Annotated in this window: 20 protein-coding genes; 3 read left to right on the top strand and 17 right to left on the bottom strand. The window is 48.9% G+C overall.

The annotated features are described in order from the left end of the window. A partial coding sequence (locus tag B7992_RS06675) for a Na+/H+ antiporter NhaC family protein (protein ID WP_217897581.1) occupies positions 1 to 567 on the top strand: 567 nt, incomplete at its 5' end. A 188-nt stretch (positions 568 to 755) separates the two neighbouring features. Here the strand turns inward: B7992_RS06675 and B7992_RS06670 are convergent. Then, positions 756 to 2,354, bottom strand: a complete 1,599-nt coding sequence (locus B7992_RS06670) for a right-handed parallel beta-helix repeat-containing protein (protein ID WP_254917639.1) — start codon at positions 2,352 to 2,354, stop codon at positions 756 to 758. Positions 2,355 to 2,750: 396 nt separating this feature from the next. After that, the gene (locus tag B7992_RS17120; RefSeq protein ID WP_254917638.1) at positions 2,751 to 3,311 is read right to left on the bottom strand and encodes an FISUMP domain-containing protein; all 561 of its coding nucleotides are present in this window, start codon (positions 3,309 to 3,311) and stop codon (positions 2,751 to 2,753) included. Between the two features lie 375 nt (positions 3,312 to 3,686). On the opposite strand from B7992_RS17120, the gene B7992_RS06655 reads away from it, so the two are divergent. Both B7992_RS06655 and B7992_RS06650 read left to right on the top strand, forming a co-directional pair. After that, positions 3,687 to 4,523, top strand: a complete 837-nt coding sequence (locus tag B7992_RS06655) for a ZIP family metal transporter (RefSeq protein ID WP_073160137.1) — start codon at positions 3,687 to 3,689, stop codon at positions 4,521 to 4,523. Positions 4,524 to 4,538: 15 nt separating this feature from the next. After that, a complete protein-coding gene (locus B7992_RS06650) occupies positions 4,539 to 5,153 on the top strand; it encodes a class I SAM-dependent methyltransferase (protein ID WP_088665854.1) in 615 nt (204 codons plus the stop codon). A 64-nt stretch (positions 5,154 to 5,217) separates the two neighbouring features. Here B7992_RS06650 and B7992_RS06645 read toward each other — a convergent pair whose 3' ends face one another. The 15 genes from B7992_RS06645 to urtC form a co-directional block, all read right to left on the bottom strand. Continuing rightward, positions 5,218 to 6,147: an alpha-E domain-containing protein gene (locus B7992_RS06645; protein ID WP_073160140.1), complete on the bottom strand. Its 930-nt coding sequence runs from the start codon at positions 6,145 to 6,147 to the stop codon at positions 5,218 to 5,220. Positions 6,148 to 6,316: 169 nt separating this feature from the next. After that, on the bottom strand, positions 6,317 to 7,807 hold the full coding sequence (locus tag B7992_RS06640; RefSeq protein WP_088665853.1) for a circularly permuted type 2 ATP-grasp protein: 1,491 nt from the start codon (positions 7,805 to 7,807) through the stop codon (positions 6,317 to 6,319). Positions 7,808 to 7,864: 57 nt separating this feature from the next. Beyond that, positions 7,865 to 8,740: a transglutaminase family protein gene (locus tag B7992_RS06635; RefSeq protein ID WP_073160144.1), complete on the bottom strand. Its 876-nt coding sequence runs from the start codon at positions 8,738 to 8,740 to the stop codon at positions 7,865 to 7,867. Between the two features lies 1 nt (position 8,741). Further along, positions 8,742 to 11,153: a circularly permuted type 2 ATP-grasp protein gene (locus B7992_RS06630; RefSeq protein WP_249269429.1), complete on the bottom strand. Its 2,412-nt coding sequence runs from the start codon at positions 11,151 to 11,153 to the stop codon at positions 8,742 to 8,744. A gap of 310 nt (positions 11,154 to 11,463) precedes the next feature. Further along, on the bottom strand, positions 11,464 to 12,219 hold the full coding sequence (locus B7992_RS06625; RefSeq protein WP_088665852.1) for an urease accessory protein UreD: 756 nt from the start codon (positions 12,217 to 12,219) through the stop codon (positions 11,464 to 11,466). Continuing rightward, entirely contained in the window at positions 12,198 to 12,509 is a 312-nt protein-coding gene (locus B7992_RS06620; protein WP_073286753.1) for a hypothetical protein, read from the bottom strand. Before B7992_RS06620 ends, B7992_RS06625 begins: the two co-directional genes overlap by 22 nt. A gap of 1 nt (position 12,510) precedes the next feature. Next, positions 12,511 to 12,876: a hypothetical protein gene (locus B7992_RS06615; protein WP_088665851.1), complete on the bottom strand. Its 366-nt coding sequence runs from the start codon at positions 12,874 to 12,876 to the stop codon at positions 12,511 to 12,513. Positions 12,877 to 12,914: 38 nt separating this feature from the next. Beyond that, positions 12,915 to 13,523, bottom strand: coding sequence for an urease accessory protein UreG (gene ureG / locus B7992_RS06610; RefSeq protein ID WP_073237008.1), 609 nt, complete (start codon positions 13,521 to 13,523; stop codon positions 12,915 to 12,917). Positions 13,524 to 13,533: 10 nt separating this feature from the next. Continuing rightward, positions 13,534 to 14,226 (bottom strand): urease accessory protein UreF, encoded by a 693-nt coding sequence (locus B7992_RS06605; protein WP_083538245.1) that lies wholly within the window; start codon positions 14,224 to 14,226, stop codon positions 13,534 to 13,536. Positions 14,227 to 14,234: 8 nt separating this feature from the next. Then, positions 14,235 to 14,750 carry an urease accessory protein UreE gene (locus B7992_RS06600; protein WP_073237003.1) on the bottom strand — a complete coding sequence of 172 codons (516 nt, stop codon included), beginning with the start codon at positions 14,748 to 14,750 and terminating at the stop codon, positions 14,235 to 14,237. 25 nt (positions 14,751 to 14,775) lie between these two features. Then, on the bottom strand, positions 14,776 to 16,488 hold the full coding sequence (gene ureC / locus B7992_RS06595; RefSeq protein ID WP_088665850.1) for an urease subunit alpha: 1,713 nt from the start codon (positions 16,486 to 16,488) through the stop codon (positions 14,776 to 14,778). A gap of 1 nt (position 16,489) precedes the next feature. After that, the gene (gene ureA, locus B7992_RS06590; RefSeq protein ID WP_073160180.1) at positions 16,490 to 17,170 is read right to left on the bottom strand and encodes an urease subunit gamma; all 681 of its coding nucleotides are present in this window, start codon (positions 17,168 to 17,170) and stop codon (positions 16,490 to 16,492) included. A gap of 2 nt (positions 17,171 to 17,172) precedes the next feature. Then, positions 17,173 to 17,886: an urea ABC transporter ATP-binding subunit UrtE gene (gene urtE / locus B7992_RS06585; protein ID WP_073160182.1), complete on the bottom strand. Its 714-nt coding sequence runs from the start codon at positions 17,884 to 17,886 to the stop codon at positions 17,173 to 17,175. Positions 17,887 to 17,888: 2 nt separating this feature from the next. Continuing rightward, positions 17,889 to 18,719 carry an urea ABC transporter ATP-binding protein UrtD gene (gene urtD, locus B7992_RS06580; protein WP_088665849.1) on the bottom strand — a complete coding sequence of 277 codons (831 nt, stop codon included), beginning with the start codon at positions 18,717 to 18,719 and terminating at the stop codon, positions 17,889 to 17,891. Positions 18,720 to 18,728: 9 nt separating this feature from the next. Then, complete coding sequence (gene urtC / locus B7992_RS06575) at positions 18,729 to 19,802, bottom strand: urea ABC transporter permease subunit UrtC (RefSeq protein WP_073286770.1); 1,074 nt, start codon at positions 19,800 to 19,802, stop codon at positions 18,729 to 18,731. Between the last annotated feature and the right edge of the window lie 25 nt (positions 19,803 to 19,827).

Genomic DNA, 19,827 nt, shown 5'->3' with positions numbered 1-19,827 from the left:
TTTTTTGCATCCTTCAGATTCCGCTCGGATTATGCATTTGCAAATAGAATTCGGGATTTACTTAAATCAATCATTTTTGGTTATAAAACAACTGTTCCCGAAATTGCCAAGATGGTAAATGGGGGAGGTCTTCTCTCCATGGTAAATGTTTTCTTGATTGTTGTAATCGCAGGTTGTTGTGGCGGCATATTTAAAGGTACGTCGTTGCTTCAACCTGTCAAATCAAGAATCGAAAAAATGTCCCAAAATACCAATCCCTTTGTGGCTACTTTGGCTTGTGCGTCTCTGGTGTCCTGCGTAGTCTGCAATCAGACCCTCACCATCATTTTGACAAACCAGATGACAGAAAATCTAGGTGCCAAAAATCAGGCGCTGAACCTTTATGATACGGCTGTTACGGTGATTGCGTTGGTGCCTTGGTCTGTAGCCACGGTCATCGTGTTGAATGCGGTACAGGCACCCAATAGCGCTGTTCTTTGCGCTTGCTTTTTATATCTGGTGCCGGTTTGTAGAGTGATGATTGGGCTGTGTGGGAAAAAAGGCGGTGTAAACGGAGATTTTTTCTAATTTCCACTGCCTTTTTGTTATTTTGTTTGTGTTTTTAGCCCTTGATGGGAACGGAAAATGTGTTTTAGGAGGCTTTGGACCTTTGAAAAACCTGTTTTTGTTCGCTTGATTTAGTGTAACGTAATGAAAAGGCGGTGGAAAAGGCTTGTTTTTGCCTGTTTCCACCGCCTTTTTGACGCTACTCGATTTTATTTCGCGATTAGGTATTGTGAATTTCTCTTTAGAGTTTCTGCGATGGATCTTCCGTGCAGTTGCTCTGCTTGAAATTTACCCTGGTAGCGGCCTTGCAGGTCGAAGACCGTGACGTTCCCCCATATATGCGGAGACTTGGCGATGCTCTTTGCAATGGGCTTTATGCTGCTAGTGGAACTGAGACCGTATTCATAAGCACCCAAATCTGGAGCTTTACCTGTAAATTCCAATCCCACATCTTCGCCCTTGTCAATAGCGCGGCTGCCTTTTTTCAACCTCAAGAAGCCCACGTAGGGAATGCTTCCGTCAGCATTTCTAGGTCCTAAAATTCCAGGAATCTTGGAAAGGTCTTCGCCTGTTACAGTCATGCTGGGGTCGTCAAGACTTTCGAAATCAGATTCGTCTAAATCCAGTTTTAAGTTCCAGGTATTATTTTCGCCTGCGGCACAATCTTCGTCATGTCCCTTGTCGCTGTCATCGATTTTTACCCAGCATACACCAACTTGGGAATTCAAATTTGGGAAAGCAATGTTGTTTTTCAGTACATGAGCGTTATCGCCCGTCAATACGGCAACATCGGCGAGACGGTGACCTTCTGCATCGAATGTGGTAGATGCCATGTTGAAAGCACGTTGTTCATTTTTGAATGAAGTGTTGTTGATCCACTGAGTTCCTGCGCCTGTGTAGTTTGCGTAAAAACCGAAGGTTTCGTTTTTCCAGGCAACGCTGTTTCGAATGATATGGTGTCCGCCGCCAAATGTGCTTTCGCCCATCTTGAATCCGGAACCGTTTCCGTTTTTCGGCATCTTTGTACCATAGTCACTGTAACCGCTTCCCATGGCGTAGCTGTTTTCTACAACAACAGGAAATTCCTGATTGATAAAGTCGTAGGCGTCGTCGCTGTTCCACCAGGAACGGCAACCGAAAAATTTTGTGGTGTCGCCGTCATACTGATAATGTACGCCAAAGCCGTCGGCATTTTCACCATCGCCCTGACGACCTGTTGGGTCGTAATTGTCATGGGCATCACAATTCAAGAATAGATGGCCTCCGCCGTTGAGCCCTCTTCCGCCTTCGTTCACGAAGAATCCCGGACCCGCATTGTGATGGCTTTCCATCTGTTCCAAAATCACATGTTTGCATCGGGTAACGTAAACGCCCGAATTGGAATTATGCTTCATGGGAACGTTGCGAACTTCGATTCCCTTCAGGTGCAAGTAGCTGGCGTAAATCAAAATGCCTGCAGTGTATTCCAGATCCGTAGATGAAGTGGTTTTGTCAAGAGCCTGGCCAATGGGAAGGTTGGTGCCGTCGAAAATAGGACGTTCTCCAGGGTAAGCGAAATAGTGAATGCGCTTGTCGTCGCTTTCACCGCTGGTGGTTAACAAAACTCCTGCAGACATTCTGGCGCGTTCGCAATAGGATGTGTCTCGCATTTCGTAGACGCCGCCGCGAATCCATACGGTATCGCCGGGAGTTACCACGGAGTTAGCCTGTTTCAGTGTGGCGAAAGGCTTTTCCTTCGTTCCCTTGCTTTTGTCATTACCGTCAACGGCTACATAATAGGTTGCACCAAATGCCTGGACTGCGGTCAAGGCTGACGCTAGTACGAATGCGAATCTTTTGTCCGTAAATACCTCCATTCTTTATTTGTATTATAAAAAAATAGGAGGGTGTTGTCGGAGGATTAAAGTCAAACTAGTTGGATTCGTCCTTGAGACAGCGGACGGATTCTCCAGACGTCTTTAAATGACCCCTATTCATGATTGGGACGTAGTAAGCAAACTCATCAACGTGGTAACCATAAAAGGCTTGGTAGTTGAAATGTGTTGTGCCAAAATCCATCGTAGTAATGAAGATTGCGTTGTGTGGGTCGTTTCTAAACAGACCGTTGTTTTTTGAACTATTGGAATTTGATAATGTTTTGAAGCGAATTCCTGCAGGCAGTTTTGTATCCGGGTGAATTTTATTTTCCCAAAGAGAGTCTGATTTCATCTGGACGTCATAGGGAACTTGTGGATTCCGCCGCCGCACCAACTGGAGTCAACTCTAAAATTCAGATTCTGGGCCATCCAGGTTTGTTCTCCGATGGTGACCATCTTATAAACTTGCCTATCGCGGGGATCGGTGAAATAGTCGTAAAGTTTGCCGTTTTCGCAAAGCTGAACTTCCTTGTCGTAGACGATGCCTGCGCACACGTCCTTGATTTCTCCCTCGTCGCAGATCTGAGTGTTGGCGTCATAGGATCTGCCGTTGCAAATAGCAGGATAAAGAACCTGAGAAGAATCACCGCAGGTAAGGGTGACTGAACCATCTCCGTTGTCTTTGGAAGTGCAGTCAATGATGGTGTCGTGGAGAGTGACTGTGTCCTTGACTGTGACCGTGTCGCTCGAAGAAATGGTGTCGCGGATGTTTATTGTATCGCGGACATAGACCGTGTCGATTCTGGTGATTTCTTTTTGTTCAGAATCGGCGGCAGAATTGACGCTGGTGGAATCGTCGCAGGACGCAAAAAGTAGAGCAGCGGTAACTGCAGCTATATAGAATTCCAAACACCTTATGTAGGCAAAGATAGAAAAAAGAAAAGCTGTTAAAGGGGTGTCCTGATGCTGGCTGTGACTTCTGGAATTTGCTTTAGTTGGTACTATGGAATTGTATTTTGCTAATTTAGATATTATGAAAAAAAATTGGGGATATTTCGTCTGTGTTGGATGTTTTGTTCGGCTGAAAAGACCAAGGAAATTCAACAAAGACGCATGGACAATGACCGCGCCTCGAAAAGTGGTTATTTGGGTGTGGCCCTTGTTTCTCCTTTTGTTGTCAAAGAAAAGGAACTGATGGGGTGCTGAAATCTGGATGAACTACGCAAATTTTGTGGGCTTCAAATTTGAGGTCCGTTTTGGAACTTATATCTTGTAGGACTCTCTATGGACATTTCTCATTACCTGCCTGTGATTTATGGAATCGGGGTTCCCTTCTTGGGGACGGTTCTTGGTGCGGCCTGCGTGTTCTTTATGAAGGGAAATTTGCGCCCCAAGGTGCAGCGTGGCATGATGGCATTTGCTGCGGGCGTGATGGTGGCGGCTTCTGTGTGGAGCTTGTTGCTACCTTCCATTGAGTCGTCGGGTGATTACGGCAAACTTGCTTTTGTTCCGCCGGTGGCTGGATTTTGGGCGGGCATTCTTCTGCTTTTCTTGATTGACAAGATTACTCCCCATTTGCATTTGGGTAGCGATTCGCCGGAAGGCCCGCGGGTGAAAATGAAACGCACGACAATGCTTGCGTTGGCGGTGACGATCCATAACATTCCCGAAGGAATGGCTATTGGTGTGGTGTTTGCGGGTTGGCTTGCTGGTATCAGCGGGGCAGTTGGTGCTGGCGATGTGGCAAGTGCGGGTGCTGCGGGAGGAATTTCCTTGGCGTCTGCGGTGGCGGTTTCTGTGGGTATGGCCTTGCAGAACTTTCCGGAAGGCGCGATCATTTCGCTGCCTTTGCGTGCGGAGGGCGAGACTCGCCTGAAGTCATTTGGACTTGGCTTTATTTCTGCGGTGGCGGAAGCAGGTGCTGCGGTGATTACCATTCTTCTGGCTGGTTTTGTTTTGCCGGCGATGCCCTATTTGCTGAGCTTGGCTGCTGGCGCCATGATCTATGTGGTGGTGGAAGAACTTTTACCCGAGGCTAACGAAGGCGTTCACTTTGACGGTGTGACCTTGCTTTTTGCCTTAGGATTCTCCCTGATGATGGTTCTGGACACGGCGCTTTAAATTAAGTTTGGACCTATGTCCAAGTTTTCTGAATATATCGGTAGTCAGTTTGGGAATCCCCGCGGTGTCGTGGGGGCGATTTGTTGCATCATCATGAATGTCATTAACAGGGCCATGTACAAGAATACGGTGGCTCTTGTGGATGTGAAATCCGACGACAAAATTCTGGACATCGGTTTCGGTAACGGTTGCTTGCTGCAGCGACTCTATGGAAAGTTCAAGTGCGACTTGTACGGCATTGATATTTCCGAAGACATGGTGAATGCCGCCATGGAGCGAAACAAGGTGGCTGCCGATGATGGAAAACTTCACTTGCAAATCGGTGATTGCTGCGACTTGCCTTTTGACGAAGGAATATTTGCGGCGGTTACATCTATCAATACCATCTATTTTTGGAATGATACGGCAAAGGGCCTTTCTGAAATTCGCCACGTGCTGAAACCGGGGGGCATTTTTTACAATGTGGTTTACACCAAGGAATGGCTGGACAAACTTTCCTACACAAAAAAAGGGTTCAAGAAATTTGAACCTGAAGATTTGATTTCGCTGGGGAGCAATGCTAACTTTGAAAAGGTGACCGTAAAGGAAATCGTCAAAGGCAAAAGTTTCGTGGTGATGTTCAAAAAATAAAAAACGGCAGGGACTTGCGTTACCAAATCCCTGCCGCGGGCCTTCGCCCATTTTGCTGTGTGGATCAGCAGAAAAAATCCTTCCAGATCTGAGTGCCTAATTCGCTAAGTCTGATTTGAGTCCGTTCGATTTCTTCGTGAAGACCCTTCCGGATAATTTCCTCGATGGTGGTGAAGGCCACATCGGAGCGGAGCTTTCCTAAAAGGCGAATGGATTCTGCGTTGCTCTTTACGGGGAAGGCGATGTTCTTCAGACAGATTTCAGCCTGTTCCAGACAATAGCGCAGGGAACGTGGGAAGTCTTCTGTCAAAAGCAGGAATTCCGTTACGTTGTATGGCGTTACATTGGAATTACGACGGTGGAACATTTCGTATGCACCGACGCTTTTTAGAACGGCATTCCACTGCACCGTATCCATGGCCATGCCCACCATGCTCACATCCGGAAGGAGGATGTAGTATTTTACATCCAGAATTCGGGAAGTCTGGTCGGCTCGTTCCAACATGGTTCCCAGGCGGGCGAAATTCCAGGCGACATCGTGGCTCATGGTGCCCTGAATGATACCTACCGTCAGCTGGCTGAATTCCTTCACGCTGCTGTAAAAGGCATGGGGGGAAGCCAATGCCTGCTGGGACATTTCAGGATCGTTCAGTTTCAGGTAGAACTGATTGATGGCAATCCATAGTTCCGAAGAAATTCTTTCGCGGACGCAGCGGGCATTTTCGCGGGCGGCAGCCACGCAGGAAATAATGCTGCTGGGATTTTCCTTGTCGAAGGTAAGGAACGTCAGGGCGTTTTCAATGGAAACGTGGGCGTACTTCTTGAAAAAATCGTCAGCGTTTCCTGCGGTCTGGATTACAGGTTCCCAGGGGCGTTCTTCGCCGGGCAAGTCCAGCTGAAGCTGGAGATTGACATCGATACTTCGGGCCACATTTTCGGCACGTTCAATATAGCGGGCAAGCCAATAAATGGAATTTGCAACTCTACTAAGCATAAATTTTCCTAAAAGGTTTGAGGTTTGAGGTCGCTCAGCTTTGTTTCGCTTTTGGGTCGCACCATTCTGGTGCTTTGGGGTTAGAGAATCGCGGCTACGCCGCCTTTGTCTAGCTCTAGGGGCGTAAGCCCCGACCTCATAGCTGAAAGCCTTACGCAGTAAGGCGCGCTCACTGCTGTTGTTGTTGTTCCATCCATTGTCTGGCTTGTCCCAACTCTGGGGCCTTTTCGTTTTCGGCGATGACCCAGGTGTCCTTGCAGCCGCCACCTTGTGAGCTGTTCACCACGATGGAACCTTTGCGGAGTGCCACGCGGGTAAGGCCACCGGGGAGAATGTAGGTGTCCTTGCCTTGCACGATGTAGGGGCGCAAATCCACATGGCGACCTTCAAAACCGCCGTCCACAATGCAGGGGACGCGACTGAGTGAAATCATGGGCTGTGCGATATAGTTACGGGGATTGGCCTTGATCTTTTCCTTGAAAGCTTCGCACTCTTCCTTAGTGGACTTAGGGCCTACAAGCATGCCGTAACCACCAGATTCGCTGGCTGCCTTCACCACCATGTTTTCGATATGGTCGATGACGTGCTGCATATGCTTGGGGTTTTCGCAGACGAAAGTAGGTACGTTGGGGATAATGGCTTCTTCTCCCAGGTAGTACTTGATAATCTGCGGTACATAAGTATATATAGCCTTGTCATCGGCAACACCGCAACCCGGCGCATTGGCCAGTGCCACGTTACCCGCCTTGTAGGCTTCCATCAAACCGGGAACACCCAGGCAGGAATCGGGGCGGAAAACTTGCGGGTCCAGGAATTCATCATCAACACGACGGTAGATTACGTGAACCTGTTTCAGTCCGCGGGTGGTTCGTGCATACACCTTTTTGTCTTGCACTACCAAGTCATCGCCGGTCACCAAGTCCACACCCATTTGCTGTGCCAGGAAGGAATGTTCGTAGTAGGCGGAATTGTAGATGCCGGGGGTCAGCACCACAACCTTCGGGGTTTCAACGCCTTCGGCCAGGTATTCCAGGGCATGGCGGAGACGCGTGCAGTATTCGTCTACCGGGCGGATGGAACAGTGAGTGAAAACCTGGGGGAAGGTGCGCTTCAGAATCTGGCGGTTCTGCAACACGTAGGACACGCCGCTGGGGCAGCGCATGTTATCTTCCAGAACATAGAAGGTGCCGTCGGTATCGCGAACCAGGTCGGTACCGGTAATGTGGGCCCAGATTCCCTTGGGCGGCACGAAGCCTTCCATCTGGGGGCGGTAAGCGGTGCATGTGTTGATGAGGCTTTCGGGGACAACCTTGTCGCGCAAAATCTTGCGGTCGTTGTAGATGTCTGTCAAAAAGCAGTTCAACGCTTCGGTACGCTGCTTAAGACCTGCTTCCAGATGTTTCCAGTCGGCGGCACTGACGATACGGGGGATGACATCGAAGGGGATGATCTTGTCCTTACCATCCTTGTTGCCATACACGGCGAAAGTGATGCCGTTGTCGTAGAAGGCTGATTCTGCAACTTTCTGACGACGCTGCAGTTCTCCTTCGGGGAGTTCGTTGATGCGGCTGATCAACGGTTCTGCCGCCGGACGGGGAGTTCCATCGGGAAGGCAGAGCTCATCGTAAAAGCCCTCGGTATTGTAGTTTCCAAATTTCATGTTCTGTTTTCCTTGTGTGTTTTTTAGGTACGAGGCTTCTGGTTCCAGGTACGAGGTTTATTTCTCGTCTACGTTGACGGCTACTTTCAAGGTGTGATCGCCGCCGCCCGTAATGACGCCCTTTAGGGGGCTTACGTCACCGAAGTCTCTTCCCCAGGCGAGGATGATGTGTTCCTCGCCGCCCAGCACATTGTTGGTGGGATCCAGTTCCACCCAACCGTGGCCGGGAATGTAGGTGCTTGCCCAGGCATGTGTGGCGTCGGCACCTACAAGTTTTGGCTGACCCTCGGGCGGGTGGGTTCGCAGGTAACCGCTTACATAGCGGCACGGCAAATGCAGTGACCTTAGGCAACCAATCATCAAGTGGGCGAAATCCTGACAGACGCCTTTGCGCCCGCGAAGAATTTCTTGGGGTTGTGCGCCGATTCTTGTGGCACCGGGAGTGTACTTGCAATCCGTATAGATGCGGGTCATCAGTTCCTTGGCGGCGTCAAAAATTGGGCGGCCCGGTTCAAAACTTTCCAGCGCGTAGTTCTTGACAGATTCGTCGAAGTTGGCGAAGGGCGAAGTGTAGGCGTACATGGCCGCGTCCAGAATTTCATCGTTGTTTGGACGTTCCAGAATTTTTGCCACTTCTTCCCAGGGCATGGTTTCTCCGGCTTTGGGCGGTTCCTCTTCACGGACTTCTACAACGCCTGTGGTGTTGAATCTGAAATGAGTGTGTTCTTCTTCAACGCTAAAGGCGAGAACGCGGTTCCCGAAAATGTCCAACCTTTCCTGGCGTGCCGTAGGATTGGGTTCCACTTCGATATTGTGGCTAATCCAATTCTGCCGGCTGACCATGCGGGGGAGCATATGGGCTAGGTGATTGCTGTAGAGAACGGGCAGATGGTAATCGTAAACTGTTTCGTGATCGATCTGATATACAGGCATCTTAAACCTCCGACACTTCTGTGGTTGTGGCGTGAATAACTCCTGCGCGAGGAGCGTGGTTCAAGTAGAGCCTGCTTATGATTTCTGCGATATGTTCTACATTCTTTATTTGTTCGTCAACTAGTCTTGTTAAGTTCTCCCTTTGATATCCGATAGTTCCTGCTAACGATTCGATGTTCGCCAGACGAAGATCCGTAAGGACTCGCATCAATTCAAGATCCAGAGGCGAGAAGGCGGCTTCTCCCTGGAGGTTTCCTGGCAGGTGTTCCGTTTCTTCACGCAGGCGTGCAATCTGATAGGCGACGCTTCGCGGATTTGATTCGTCAGACAACAGCAAATCCAATACCGGCACCACTTGCAAACGGCCGCCGTAGCGACGGTGGTAAGTCATGAGACCGTCACCAATTTCAAGTACGGCCTGCAACAGGCGCAGGTTTGCAATTTCTTCGGCGGGGGCCGTAGACAGCAGACTTTTAATCAGCTGTAAGGTGCGAATGGCGCATTCTATCTGTCGACCGATTTCTAGGAATCGCCATTCGTGGCCGCGCGTCATGGAGTCCGCTGCGAGCCCGGCCACGGCAGCACTGTCTGATAAGACTGCCTTTAGGTAAGGCAACAGTGATGCTGCACCTGCCCCCGCCGGCATTTCTGCAACACCGAATCCGTTCAGGTAAAGCCATAGATCTTCAGAAATTCTGTCTCGCAACTGAACAGCCAGATCGCGAATTTCTGTCAGTACACATTGCATCCCGTTACGGTTATCCTTTCTCAGGATGAAGTAGCGCAATGCGTTTTCCGGATCCTGTGCCATTCTCGCCAGGGATTCATCGGAAAGGCCTGCTTTCAGAATCCAGGGAAGTTCCGGCATTTCTGTCCAGGATTCATCAGACAGTCGCACTGCAATTCCTCTTGCAATACGAGCCATCATGTTGGAAGCGGACAGGTCCCGGCCGAGGCGATACAAATTCTCAGCAGCGCGGCTGGGCAAATCACCGCCTGCTCGAGAAGGTGTAATGGCCTGGTCGGCCGGGGCCAGGAGAGAGAAGTGGGCAACAGGTCTTTCGGAAAGCACCCAGATGTCCTTTTCTCCAACATCGCGTTCAAGGATGTGGGCCTTTGAAATGCTTGCTGCGGCGCTGTTTGCCAAGTTCTTGTCGATGAACTGGAAGATCCCCAGTCCGCCGGGCATTACGGAAGTTTCCTTTGCTGTGTTTACGGCAAAGAACCTCATCAGCGAAACGGCCGGTTCAATGCTTGCGGAACTGCTGACATCGCCTGGACGGTGTGCTAGAACTGTTGCCAAGTCTACGGACTTTTCGGCGACCCATTGTTCCGGCGAATTTTCGATAGCCTGCAACAGCGCAAGCTGCGCCGTTGTGGTCATGGAAGCGTATGCCTTGGGCTCCGGCTCCTTGAAATTTCCAGCGTCCCTAAAGGCTTTCTTGAAAATCCACTTTTCGGGTTCTGCAAGAACACGATCTATATCGTTAGCGTTTCCAAGCCAGACGGTTTCCACATCCTTCAGGAGCAATTCTTCTCCGAGAAGTTCCTTGCAAATCTCCGGGAGGAAGGGCTTGAACATAGGCGTTTCTAAAACACCTGTTCCAAGGAAGTTTCCGATGGCCACGTTCCCTGCGCGTACGGTGCTGATCAGGCCCACTGCCCCTTCGCCACTATCAATGCGAAGTTCCAGCGGATCGCACATGCCATCTTCGACACGACGGAAAATGGTACCGATTTTTTTCAGCCCCATCAAGGTCTTCATGTAGACTTGCAAATTTCGTACGGCCAAGTCGTCGTTTTCGACCAGGGGGATTCCCAAGTAGCGGGCCAGCATGGCATCTTCGGCACGACGGGGATTGTCCGGCCCCGAGGCCAGAAGCACAACCTTTCCACTGTCGCCTCGAGGATCTTGGGCGTTAATATCCTCGTGCATGGCGTCTAAACCATCCAGCAACTTCTTGAAGAAACCTGCCAGACGTTCCGTACGCATGCTGCGGAATAATTCCGGGAATGCGCGGCTGACGCCAATGCGGTTTTCCAGGGCGCGGCCTAAACCTTCGGGCACTTGCAAATGGTCTGCGATGGCGACGAAGGAGCCGTCTTCGAGGCGGGCCACATCTGTTGAGGATAGATTCACGAAGATGCCGCCGGCGGGTTTTACCTTCCAGGCCACTTGCATAAAGTCCGGATTGGCGAACAACAATGCGGCTGGCAACTTACCCTTTTTCCACAAAGTCTGATCGCCGTAAATGTCATGGGCCAAGGCGTTAAAAAGCCTGGCTCTCTGAGCAACGCCTGCTTCCAGGATGCTCCATTCCTCAGACGAAATCACCAAGGGAATGGGGTCGGTACCCTTGTGGCTGCCGCTGGAACTGGACGAAAGATCGTTCTCGTCCAGAACGTTATGCAAGCGCCTACAACGGTGCTCGAACTCCTCCTTCGACAATGCCGAAAGGGATTTGATAAATGAGTTTTCTGATTCCACACAGTTCATGCACTAACAAGTGCAAAAGCCGTGCCAAAGTCTGTGATGTTTCGATGAAATCGAAAAAAAGCCTAGCCTAAACGCCCCAAGCTTGCTGAACAAATTGCTTTTAAGACATTTTCCGACAAATTTTTCGTTTTTGACGAACTGATAACTTTATCGTAAGATTTATGTAGATACAATTTTTGATTGTTTTACATTTTTTGTTTGTAAAGGCTAGTGAGAAAGATCTGTTTTAACCTTGTATGTTCTGGAAAAAATCCCAGATAGTTTCGCCACGCATGGCTAACGCGCGGATGGTTAAACCTTTTTCCGCAAAAGATGTTCCAATGACGCCGTCAAAGCTTTTGCCCATTTCTCGAACTTTTTCTTTGAGTTGGATAAGCTTTTCTTTTTCGGGACTGTACACAAACATCATTCCGTTATGGGTGTAATTGCCCCAAAAGCCGATTTTCGTGTAATCGAATTTTTTAGGGTCAATCAGGGTGTGGTCGGCAAAGGCTAAATGTTCGCCCACGTAAAAGCGACTCTTGCTTTGGAATTTTTCCATGGCGAAAAATTCGCCCATGCCTGTACGGCCACAAGTGAAAATGTCGGTGTAATAAAATGTTGCGGAAGGATGAATCTGGACTCGAACATTGCTTTGATAATTGCTGCCGGCAAAAGGGATTGCCGGATAGGGCATGTAATTGACGCGGGCGTCGGCCCCGACGTTGATGTCGATATCCTTGGAGGCAATTTTTCCATCGGTATTGAAAACCTTCTCGTAGCTTTGAGAAAGGAAAGTGACGTCGCAACCTTCTTTGAAATCTAGCTGCAACGAAAAATGGTCTCCGCCGAGAAGTCCGGCGGAGGCTGCCATCATCATAATGTCTGAGTGTTTTCCATTATGAAATGGATGCATAACCTTGTAAGGGGACGTGTAGAAAGCGTCCTCGATTTCGGTCATGCCATTTCGCAGACAAGTCTTTATGCGGAGTGTGCTCTGCATAGGTCTCTTGCGGACCAGAGGAGACGTGCTAACCAAATAACGAGTGCAAGTGCCACTACAGAAACACCCAGGAAGGCGTCGTTCAGCATATCAGCTGCTGCAGGGGTAAAGTATTCTGCACCAAGTTCTGCGTATTCAGCGATAGCATCTACCAGCCACATGAGGGATGCGCCCCAGAACATGTAGCAAAGGGTTGAATACTTCATGGTGTCTTTGCCGTGTTTTTTCATCTGGTTGAACCAGAGAAGGCTTGCAATGATAGCTGCGAAAACGGTAATGAGTAAAGTCATTTTAAGCCCCCTTGGAATGGTTGACTGTTGCGTGGCTGCTTGATGGTTTCCGAACCTTTAGGAATATCAAGGAGGCCGCCCACGCCAATGTGACCATGCAAGCCATCCCAACGCCCACAGTGGACATTTCATGAATCATGACTTGCGAGGATTCGGGATCCTGTGCTGCAGTCAAGAAAGGGTAGAAAGGTTGAATTTCTCCGTGCCAGAAGTGCTCAAAAGCAAGCAGAGCGGAACCGCCCCACAGCAATTTTGATAAACGGCGGGGAGCCTGCAACGGGGCTTTATCGGGGAATTTTTTTTCAACCACCAAAGTGACGGCTGTGGTGATTAACGCCTCTGCGGCAGGAACAACAAAACATGCCATAAGTGACTCCTTTAAAAAATGGTAAATGTTTCGACGGGCTAAATACCTTCAAAAAGTACGGCTTTCTTGATCCACGCAATGACTTCATCTACGCCGTCCATACTCATGAGGTTTGTGAATAAGTACTTGCGACCTTCTCGCATCCGTTCGGAATCGCGGGCCATGACTTCAAGGCTTGCGCCTACAAGAGGAGCCAGGTCCGTTTTGTTGATGACCAGCAGGTCGGAACGCATAACGCCGGGGCCACCCTTACGGGGAATCTTTTCGCCTTGGGCAACGTCGATAACATAAATGCTTGCGTCGGCCAGGTCGGGGCTGAAGGTGGCCGACAGGTTGTCTCCGCCGCTTTCGATAAAAATAATCTGGACATCTGGAAACTTGCGGGCCATTTCGTCTACGGCTTCCAGGTTCATGGAACAGTCTTCACGAATGGCGGTATGGGGGCATCCTCCAGTTTCTACACCGACGATTCTTTCGGGAGGCAGGGCTGAATTCTTGATCAAAAATTCGGCATCTTCCTTGGTGTAAATATCGTTGGTTACTACGCAGATGCTGTATTCCTTACTCATCTTGCGAGTAAGTCTTTCTATCAATGCTGTTTTTCCGGATCCAACAGGACCGCCTACGCCAATTTTAACATAACTCATATTTTGCTCGTTAGCTCATGTAAAGTCGTGAATAAAGTTCTTCGTGTTTCATTCCTGCAATATCTATGCCAGTTCCGCCTACGCCCAAGTCATCCATGTCCAGCGTGCAGGCTCGCTGAACGGCTTGGATGATTTTCTTTTGGGAATTGCTTAAAATCTTTTGGCCGACCATCTGACTTAGAGGAATCATCTTGACGCCGTTTGTGACAATGGCGTTTAGCAAGCTGTAGGTGTAAATGCTTGCGGCTTCTTCCTTGTTTAAACCGATGTCGTTTGCGAAGAGACCGATTGCAATGGCGTGGTTTCCGATGCAAGAGCCATTTTTTAAAACTTCATCTCGATAAAAGTCCAGAGATGGAAAGCAGTTGTTTTTTGCACCTTCAAATTCACCATAGATTTTTAAAAATCTGCTACAAAGTTTTTTGGAGCCGGTGCGGACTTCTTCCGGTGCTTTTAAGGCCATAGAGAAACTGTCTAAATTTTGAATGTAGTCAAAATCGGCGGCATGATCATAACTGAGCATCATAACGCCTAGATCATTGTAGGGAAGCACGCTTAAAAAACTAGAAGCATATTCCTGGAGGGCGTCTCCATTTGTGATGGTCTTGTTAGCAATTAAAGTCTCAAGACCATTGGAGAGTGTGAATGCTCCAATGGGAAAGAGGCTGTCGCAAACTTGAATCATCCGAAGGGTGGCGAGCATTTTACGTACTAGTGTTGATGTTCATGGTGATGGCCATGTTCGTGATGTTCATGGTCATGGTCGTGACTATGGGAGTGACCGTTACTTGCACCGTGTGCCTTGCAGACGATGTAGTCAGAAAAAACATCTTCTACAATCTGAGGGAGAAATCCCAAACGGACTAGGTATTCGAAGGTGGGCTCGTCATAAGGAATGGTGACATCCTTTTCTGTAATTTGCAGGGAAAGATGCCTGTTACCCAATTCAAATCCAAGGCGTCCCATTTCTTCCATAGTCTTGACGGGAATGCGAACCAGTTTTGTCTTGTTGATCTTTACAGCGTAAATTTTATCGGGACTGACGGCGAGAACATCGCCATCAGAAAGGGATTCCTCAATCTGAATTCCTAATTCGGTTCCGTCATCGGCAACTTTAAAAATACGATGCTTGTCCAGTTCAAACCATTCGAATGGAATGTCTACCACGGTCTTGGAAGGAACTTCGTTTCCGTGATGGATGTTTCCGAGAATTTTATCGGCAATCATTTTTTGACTCCTTGCAGATTGCTTTTTAGAAAAGGAAGTACCTTCTGGCAAGAGAAAGTTCTGTGGCGGCTTCGCAGGTGATTCGTTCACCATCCACCTTTACAGTGTAGGTTTCAGGATCTACTTCCAGCTTTGCGATGCGGTCGTTGTGAACCATGTCCTTCTTGCCGATGTTTCGACAGTTGCTTACGGGGAGGACCATTCTTTCGAGGCCCAGTTCTTCCTTGATGCCATTTGCAAAAGCGTATTCCGAAACGAAGGTGATGCAGGTTTTTGCTAAAGCCTTGCCGTGGGCACCGAACATATCGGTATACACAACTGGCTCTGGGGTGGGAATGCTGGCATTGGCATCGCCCATTTTGGATGCGCAAATAAAACCATTCTTCAGGATCATTTCGGGCTTGGCTCCGAACATGTCGGGACGCCAAAGGACAAGGTCTGCGATTTTGCCAACCTCTACGGAACCAACGTACTTTGAAATGCCATGGGTAATGGCCGGGTTGATGGTATACTTGGCAATGTAACGCTTGATGCGATTGTTGTCGTTGCGTTCGCAGTCGGTGTCGAGAGTACCGCGTTGTTTTTTCATTTTGTCTGCGGTTTGCCAAGTACGGGTGATTACTTCACCCACGCGGCCCATGGCTTGGGAATCAGAACTCATCATGGAGAAAATTCCCATGTCGTGAAGGATGTCTTCGGCGGCGATGGTTTCCGGACGAATTCTTGAATCCGCAAAAGCCACATCTTCTTTATTGTTCTTGTCCAGATGGTGGCATACCATCAACATGTCCAGATGCTCGTCAATGGTATTTCTGGTGAAGGGCATTGTCGGATTTGTTGAGGACGGCAAGACGTTTTCGAAGGCGGCTGCGCGAATGATGTCGGGAGCGTGTCCACCGCCAGCACCTTCCGTATGGTAGGTGTGGATGGTGCGTCCCTTAAAGGCTGAGATGGTATCTTCTACGAAGCCGCCTTCGTTTAATGTATCCGTGTGGATGGAAACCTGGACGTCGAATTCATCCGCGATGCCTAGGCAAGTGTCAATAGCCTTGGGAGTGGAACCCCAGTCTTCGTGAAGCTTCAGGCCTGCAGCTCCTGCACGCACCTGTTCTCTCAAGGTTTCTGCACAGGATCCATTTCCCTTGCCGAGGAAGGCTAAGTTGACGGGCAAATCTTCTGCTGCTTCCAGCATCTTGTGAATGTTGAATGCGCCGGGCGTACAGGTGGTAGCGTTGGTACCGTCAGCAGGGCCTGTGCCGCCACCAATCATGGTGGTGATGCCACTGTAAAGAGCCGTACGAACTTGCGTGGGAGAGATAAAGTGAATGTGGGTGTCGATACCACCGGCTGTCAAAATTAGGCCTTCGCCAGCGATGGCTTCGGTGGAACTGCCGATAATCATGCCTGGGGTAACGCCATCCATCATGTGGGGGTTGCCGGCTTTTCCGATGCCAGCAATTTTTCCGTCCTTAATGCCTATATCGGCCTTGAAAATTCCAGTGGCGTCAATGACAAGCGCGCTTGTAATGACGGTGTCTAGGCATTCGTCATCCTTAAAGGGAACTGCCTGGCCCATGCCATCACGCAGTGATTTTCCACCGCCGAATTTTGCTTCGTCACCGTAAATGCAATAATCTTTTTCGACTTCAGCAATAAGGGAAGTGTCTGCAAGACGGATGCGGTCGCCTACGGTGGGGCCATACATTTGAGCGTAATCTTTTCTGGAAATCTTGTACATGTTAAGCTCCCGTAAAACCAGAGGTTGATGCTCTGCCAAATGCAGCCGTTTTTACGAATTCATCATCCATAGGGCCTTCTACTAGACCGTTCAATCCATGACCTTCGCGGCTACCACCGATTTCAACCAGGTTTACGGTCTTTGTTTCGCCGGGTTCAAAACGTACTGCGGTTCCCGCGGGTACATCAAGACGCATGCCGTAGGCAGCCATACGATTGAAATCCAGTTTTTTGTTGACTTCAAAGAAATGGAAATGAGAACCTACTTGAACTGGGCGGTCTGCCGTATTGGTAACATCTAGAGTAAGTGTTCTCTTGCCCGCATTCAGTTCGATGAAACCTTCCTCCACGAGAACTTCGCCAGGAATCAATTTCCCGGTAGCAGGAATTGGATCGTGTACGGTAACTAGCTTTGTTCCGTCAGGGAATGTGGCTTCCAGCTGAACTTCATGAATCATTTCTGCGACGCCGTCCATCACCTGTTCGGCTGTCAGCATCTTTCGACCCTCGGACATCAATTCTGCAACGGTCTTGCCATCTCGAGCCAATTCCAATAACTTGCTGGAAATGTAGGCGATGGCTTCCGGATAATTCAGTTTCAGTCCGCGTTGCAGTCTTTCACTTGCCACAATGCCTGCATAGTGCAGCATCAACTTTTCGGTTTCTCTAGGAGTTAAATGCATAATTAATCCGTCATCAATTTTTGGACTTCAGCCTTGTCACAAAGGGATGTTTCCCTGTGGAAAATGATGTTTCCCTTTTCCATGATGTTGATGTAGTGGCTGTTTTCCATAACGAAATCCAGATACTGTTCCACCAGCAAAACGGTAATGCCCTTCCATTCGTTAATCTTACGGATGGCGCGGCCAATGTCGTTAATGATGGATGGCTGGATACCTTCGGTAGGTTCGTCAAGAATCAAAATTTTTGGGTCCTGCACTAGGGCGCGTGCGATGGCAAGTTGCTGCTGCTGACCGCCGGAAAGGTCGCCACCGCGGCGTTTGGCGAATTTGGGCAGGATAGGAAACAGGTCGTAGAGATATTCGGGAATCTTGTTCTTACCCACCTTTTCTCCACGGCCAAGAATGGGCTGTATGCCCAATTCCAGATTTTCCTGGACGGTCATCTGCGGGAAAATGTCTCGACCTTGCGGGACGTAGCCAATACCGCAGCGAACGCGCTCGTAGGCGGGAAGTTTTGCAATTTCCTTGCCGTCAAAAACGAGAGATGTTTCGGGGCCGGTCTTTACTAGCCCCATAATGCTCTTTAGTGTGGTGCTTTTTCCAACGCCGTTTCGACCGATGAGGCTTACGATTTTTCCCTTGGGGATGTCCAGGCTCAAACCTTCAATGACGCGGCTTTCGCCATAATAGGAATCCATGTTTTTCAAATAAAGCATAATTATTCTCCACCACGACCCAGGTAAACTTTCTGCACGGTAGGATCGGCAAGAACTTCCGTTACGCTGCCTTCCATCAGAATTTTTCCTTCATGAAGGACTGTTACTTTGTCGGCAACCTGCTTCACGAAATCCATATCGTGTTCAATAACGATGACGGTACAATCCTTCTTGATTTCCTTCAGGATTTCTCCGGTTTTAAATGTTTCTGGCTTGCCCATGCCGGCGGCGGGTTCATCTAGCATAATGACTTCCGGCTTTTGCACCAGCTGCATTGCAATTTCGAGCCATTGCTTTTCACCGTGAGCCAATGCTCCCGCGCGCCATTGACGTTTGTCGGCCAGGCCCACTTTCTGCAGGGTGGCTTCGATGTTATCCAACTCTTCCTTCTTGGGCTTGCGCAGAATGGTGTCCATAATTCTCTTCCCTTTTTTCAGGGAGAGAATCATGTTTTCTTCCACAGTCAGGTTTACAAACACCGAGGGAACCTGGAATTTTCTGCCGATTCCAAGCCAGACGATCTTGTATTCCTTCATTCCCGTCAAGGTTACAGGATCCTTGTACATAGGATGGTAAACCACATTGCCTTGGGTGGGTTTTGTTTTGGCGCAAATAATGTCAAGTAATGTTGTTTTCCCTGCTCCATTGGGGCCAATGAAGAAATGAATTGTATTTCTCTTGACTTTTGTGTTTACATCGGTTAGAGCATAAAACCCATCAAAGCAAACAGAAACATGGTTGATATCCAATACAGATTCTGAAAGCTGTGTGATTTTGATAGGTGCGGGGTTCTTGGCAAGAAGTTCTTCTTTTGATACGATTTCGGTTTGCATAAAAACTCCTTAGACCTTTTTGAACAGAGAAGGAACCTTGTCGCGAACTAAGCCTACGATGCCGCCCTTGAAGAACAGGATGGTGACGCAGAAAAGAACGCCGATGATGTACTGCCAAATTTCTACAGTGCTTCCGGAACTCAAATTGTATTCGCAGATGTTAATGAAGAAGGCTCCGATGACAGCGCCAATAATAGTGCCGCGGCCTCCGATGGCCACCCAGATTACCATGCCGATGGAGTAGGTGATGGTCATCTGGGAAGGAGTGATACATCCATTGAAGTTGACAAAGATTGCGCCTGCAATGCCTGCGAAAATAGCGGAGAGAACGTAGATGAAAGTCTTGTAGCGACTTACAGGATATCCAGAGAAATAAGTCCTATTTTCGCCATCGCGAATGGCTATCAACACTTTACCGAACTTACGTTCTACAAGGAATTTGGAAAGTGCGTAAACAGCGATCAAGGCGATGAGGGACACATAGAATAGAAGGAGCATGTTTCCCTGATTGGCGCTGCCCTTGATGCTTCCAAAGATAGACTTGATCTCTGTAATGCCTACGTTTCCGTTGGTATAGGGAGACATGGCGATGAACAGGGAGCATGCAGCCCAAGTAAGAGCCTGAGAAATAATGGAGAAGTACACTCCCTTTACACGGTTCTTGAAAATGAAGTAACCTACAATCCAGGCGACTACGGCGGGGGCGATAATCACCAGTAGCAGACTTCCCGGAGAAAGTGTAAAAGGAACCCAAATCAGAGGCATCTCGGTAAGGCCACCGATGTGCATGAAATCGGTCAAATGACCGCCTGTGGCCTGCATCTTCAGGTACATGGCCATGGCATATCCACCCAGGGCGAAATACAATCCGTGTCCGAGACTCAAGATTCCTGTATAGCCCCAGATCAAGTCGATACCGATGGCGACAATAGCAAAGCTAATGCACTTGCCCAGGAACAAAATGGTGGAACCGCCGCTAACGACGCCCATCATCAAAAGGACGGGCATCATGGCGAGAATAAAAACGATAATTCCAAAAGTGATGTTGGATCCGTGTCTTTCGAAAAGTCTTAATGCTTTCATATTTGTACCAGTAATCCTTATTCGT

Origin of the sequence: Fibrobacter sp. UWH1, from assembly GCF_002210365.1 — a bacterium.
Taxonomy (GTDB): Bacteria; Fibrobacterota; Fibrobacteria; order Fibrobacterales; family Fibrobacteraceae; genus Fibrobacter.
Note: the sequence above shows the minus strand (reverse complement) of the source record. Positions and strands in the feature narration are given on the sequence as shown.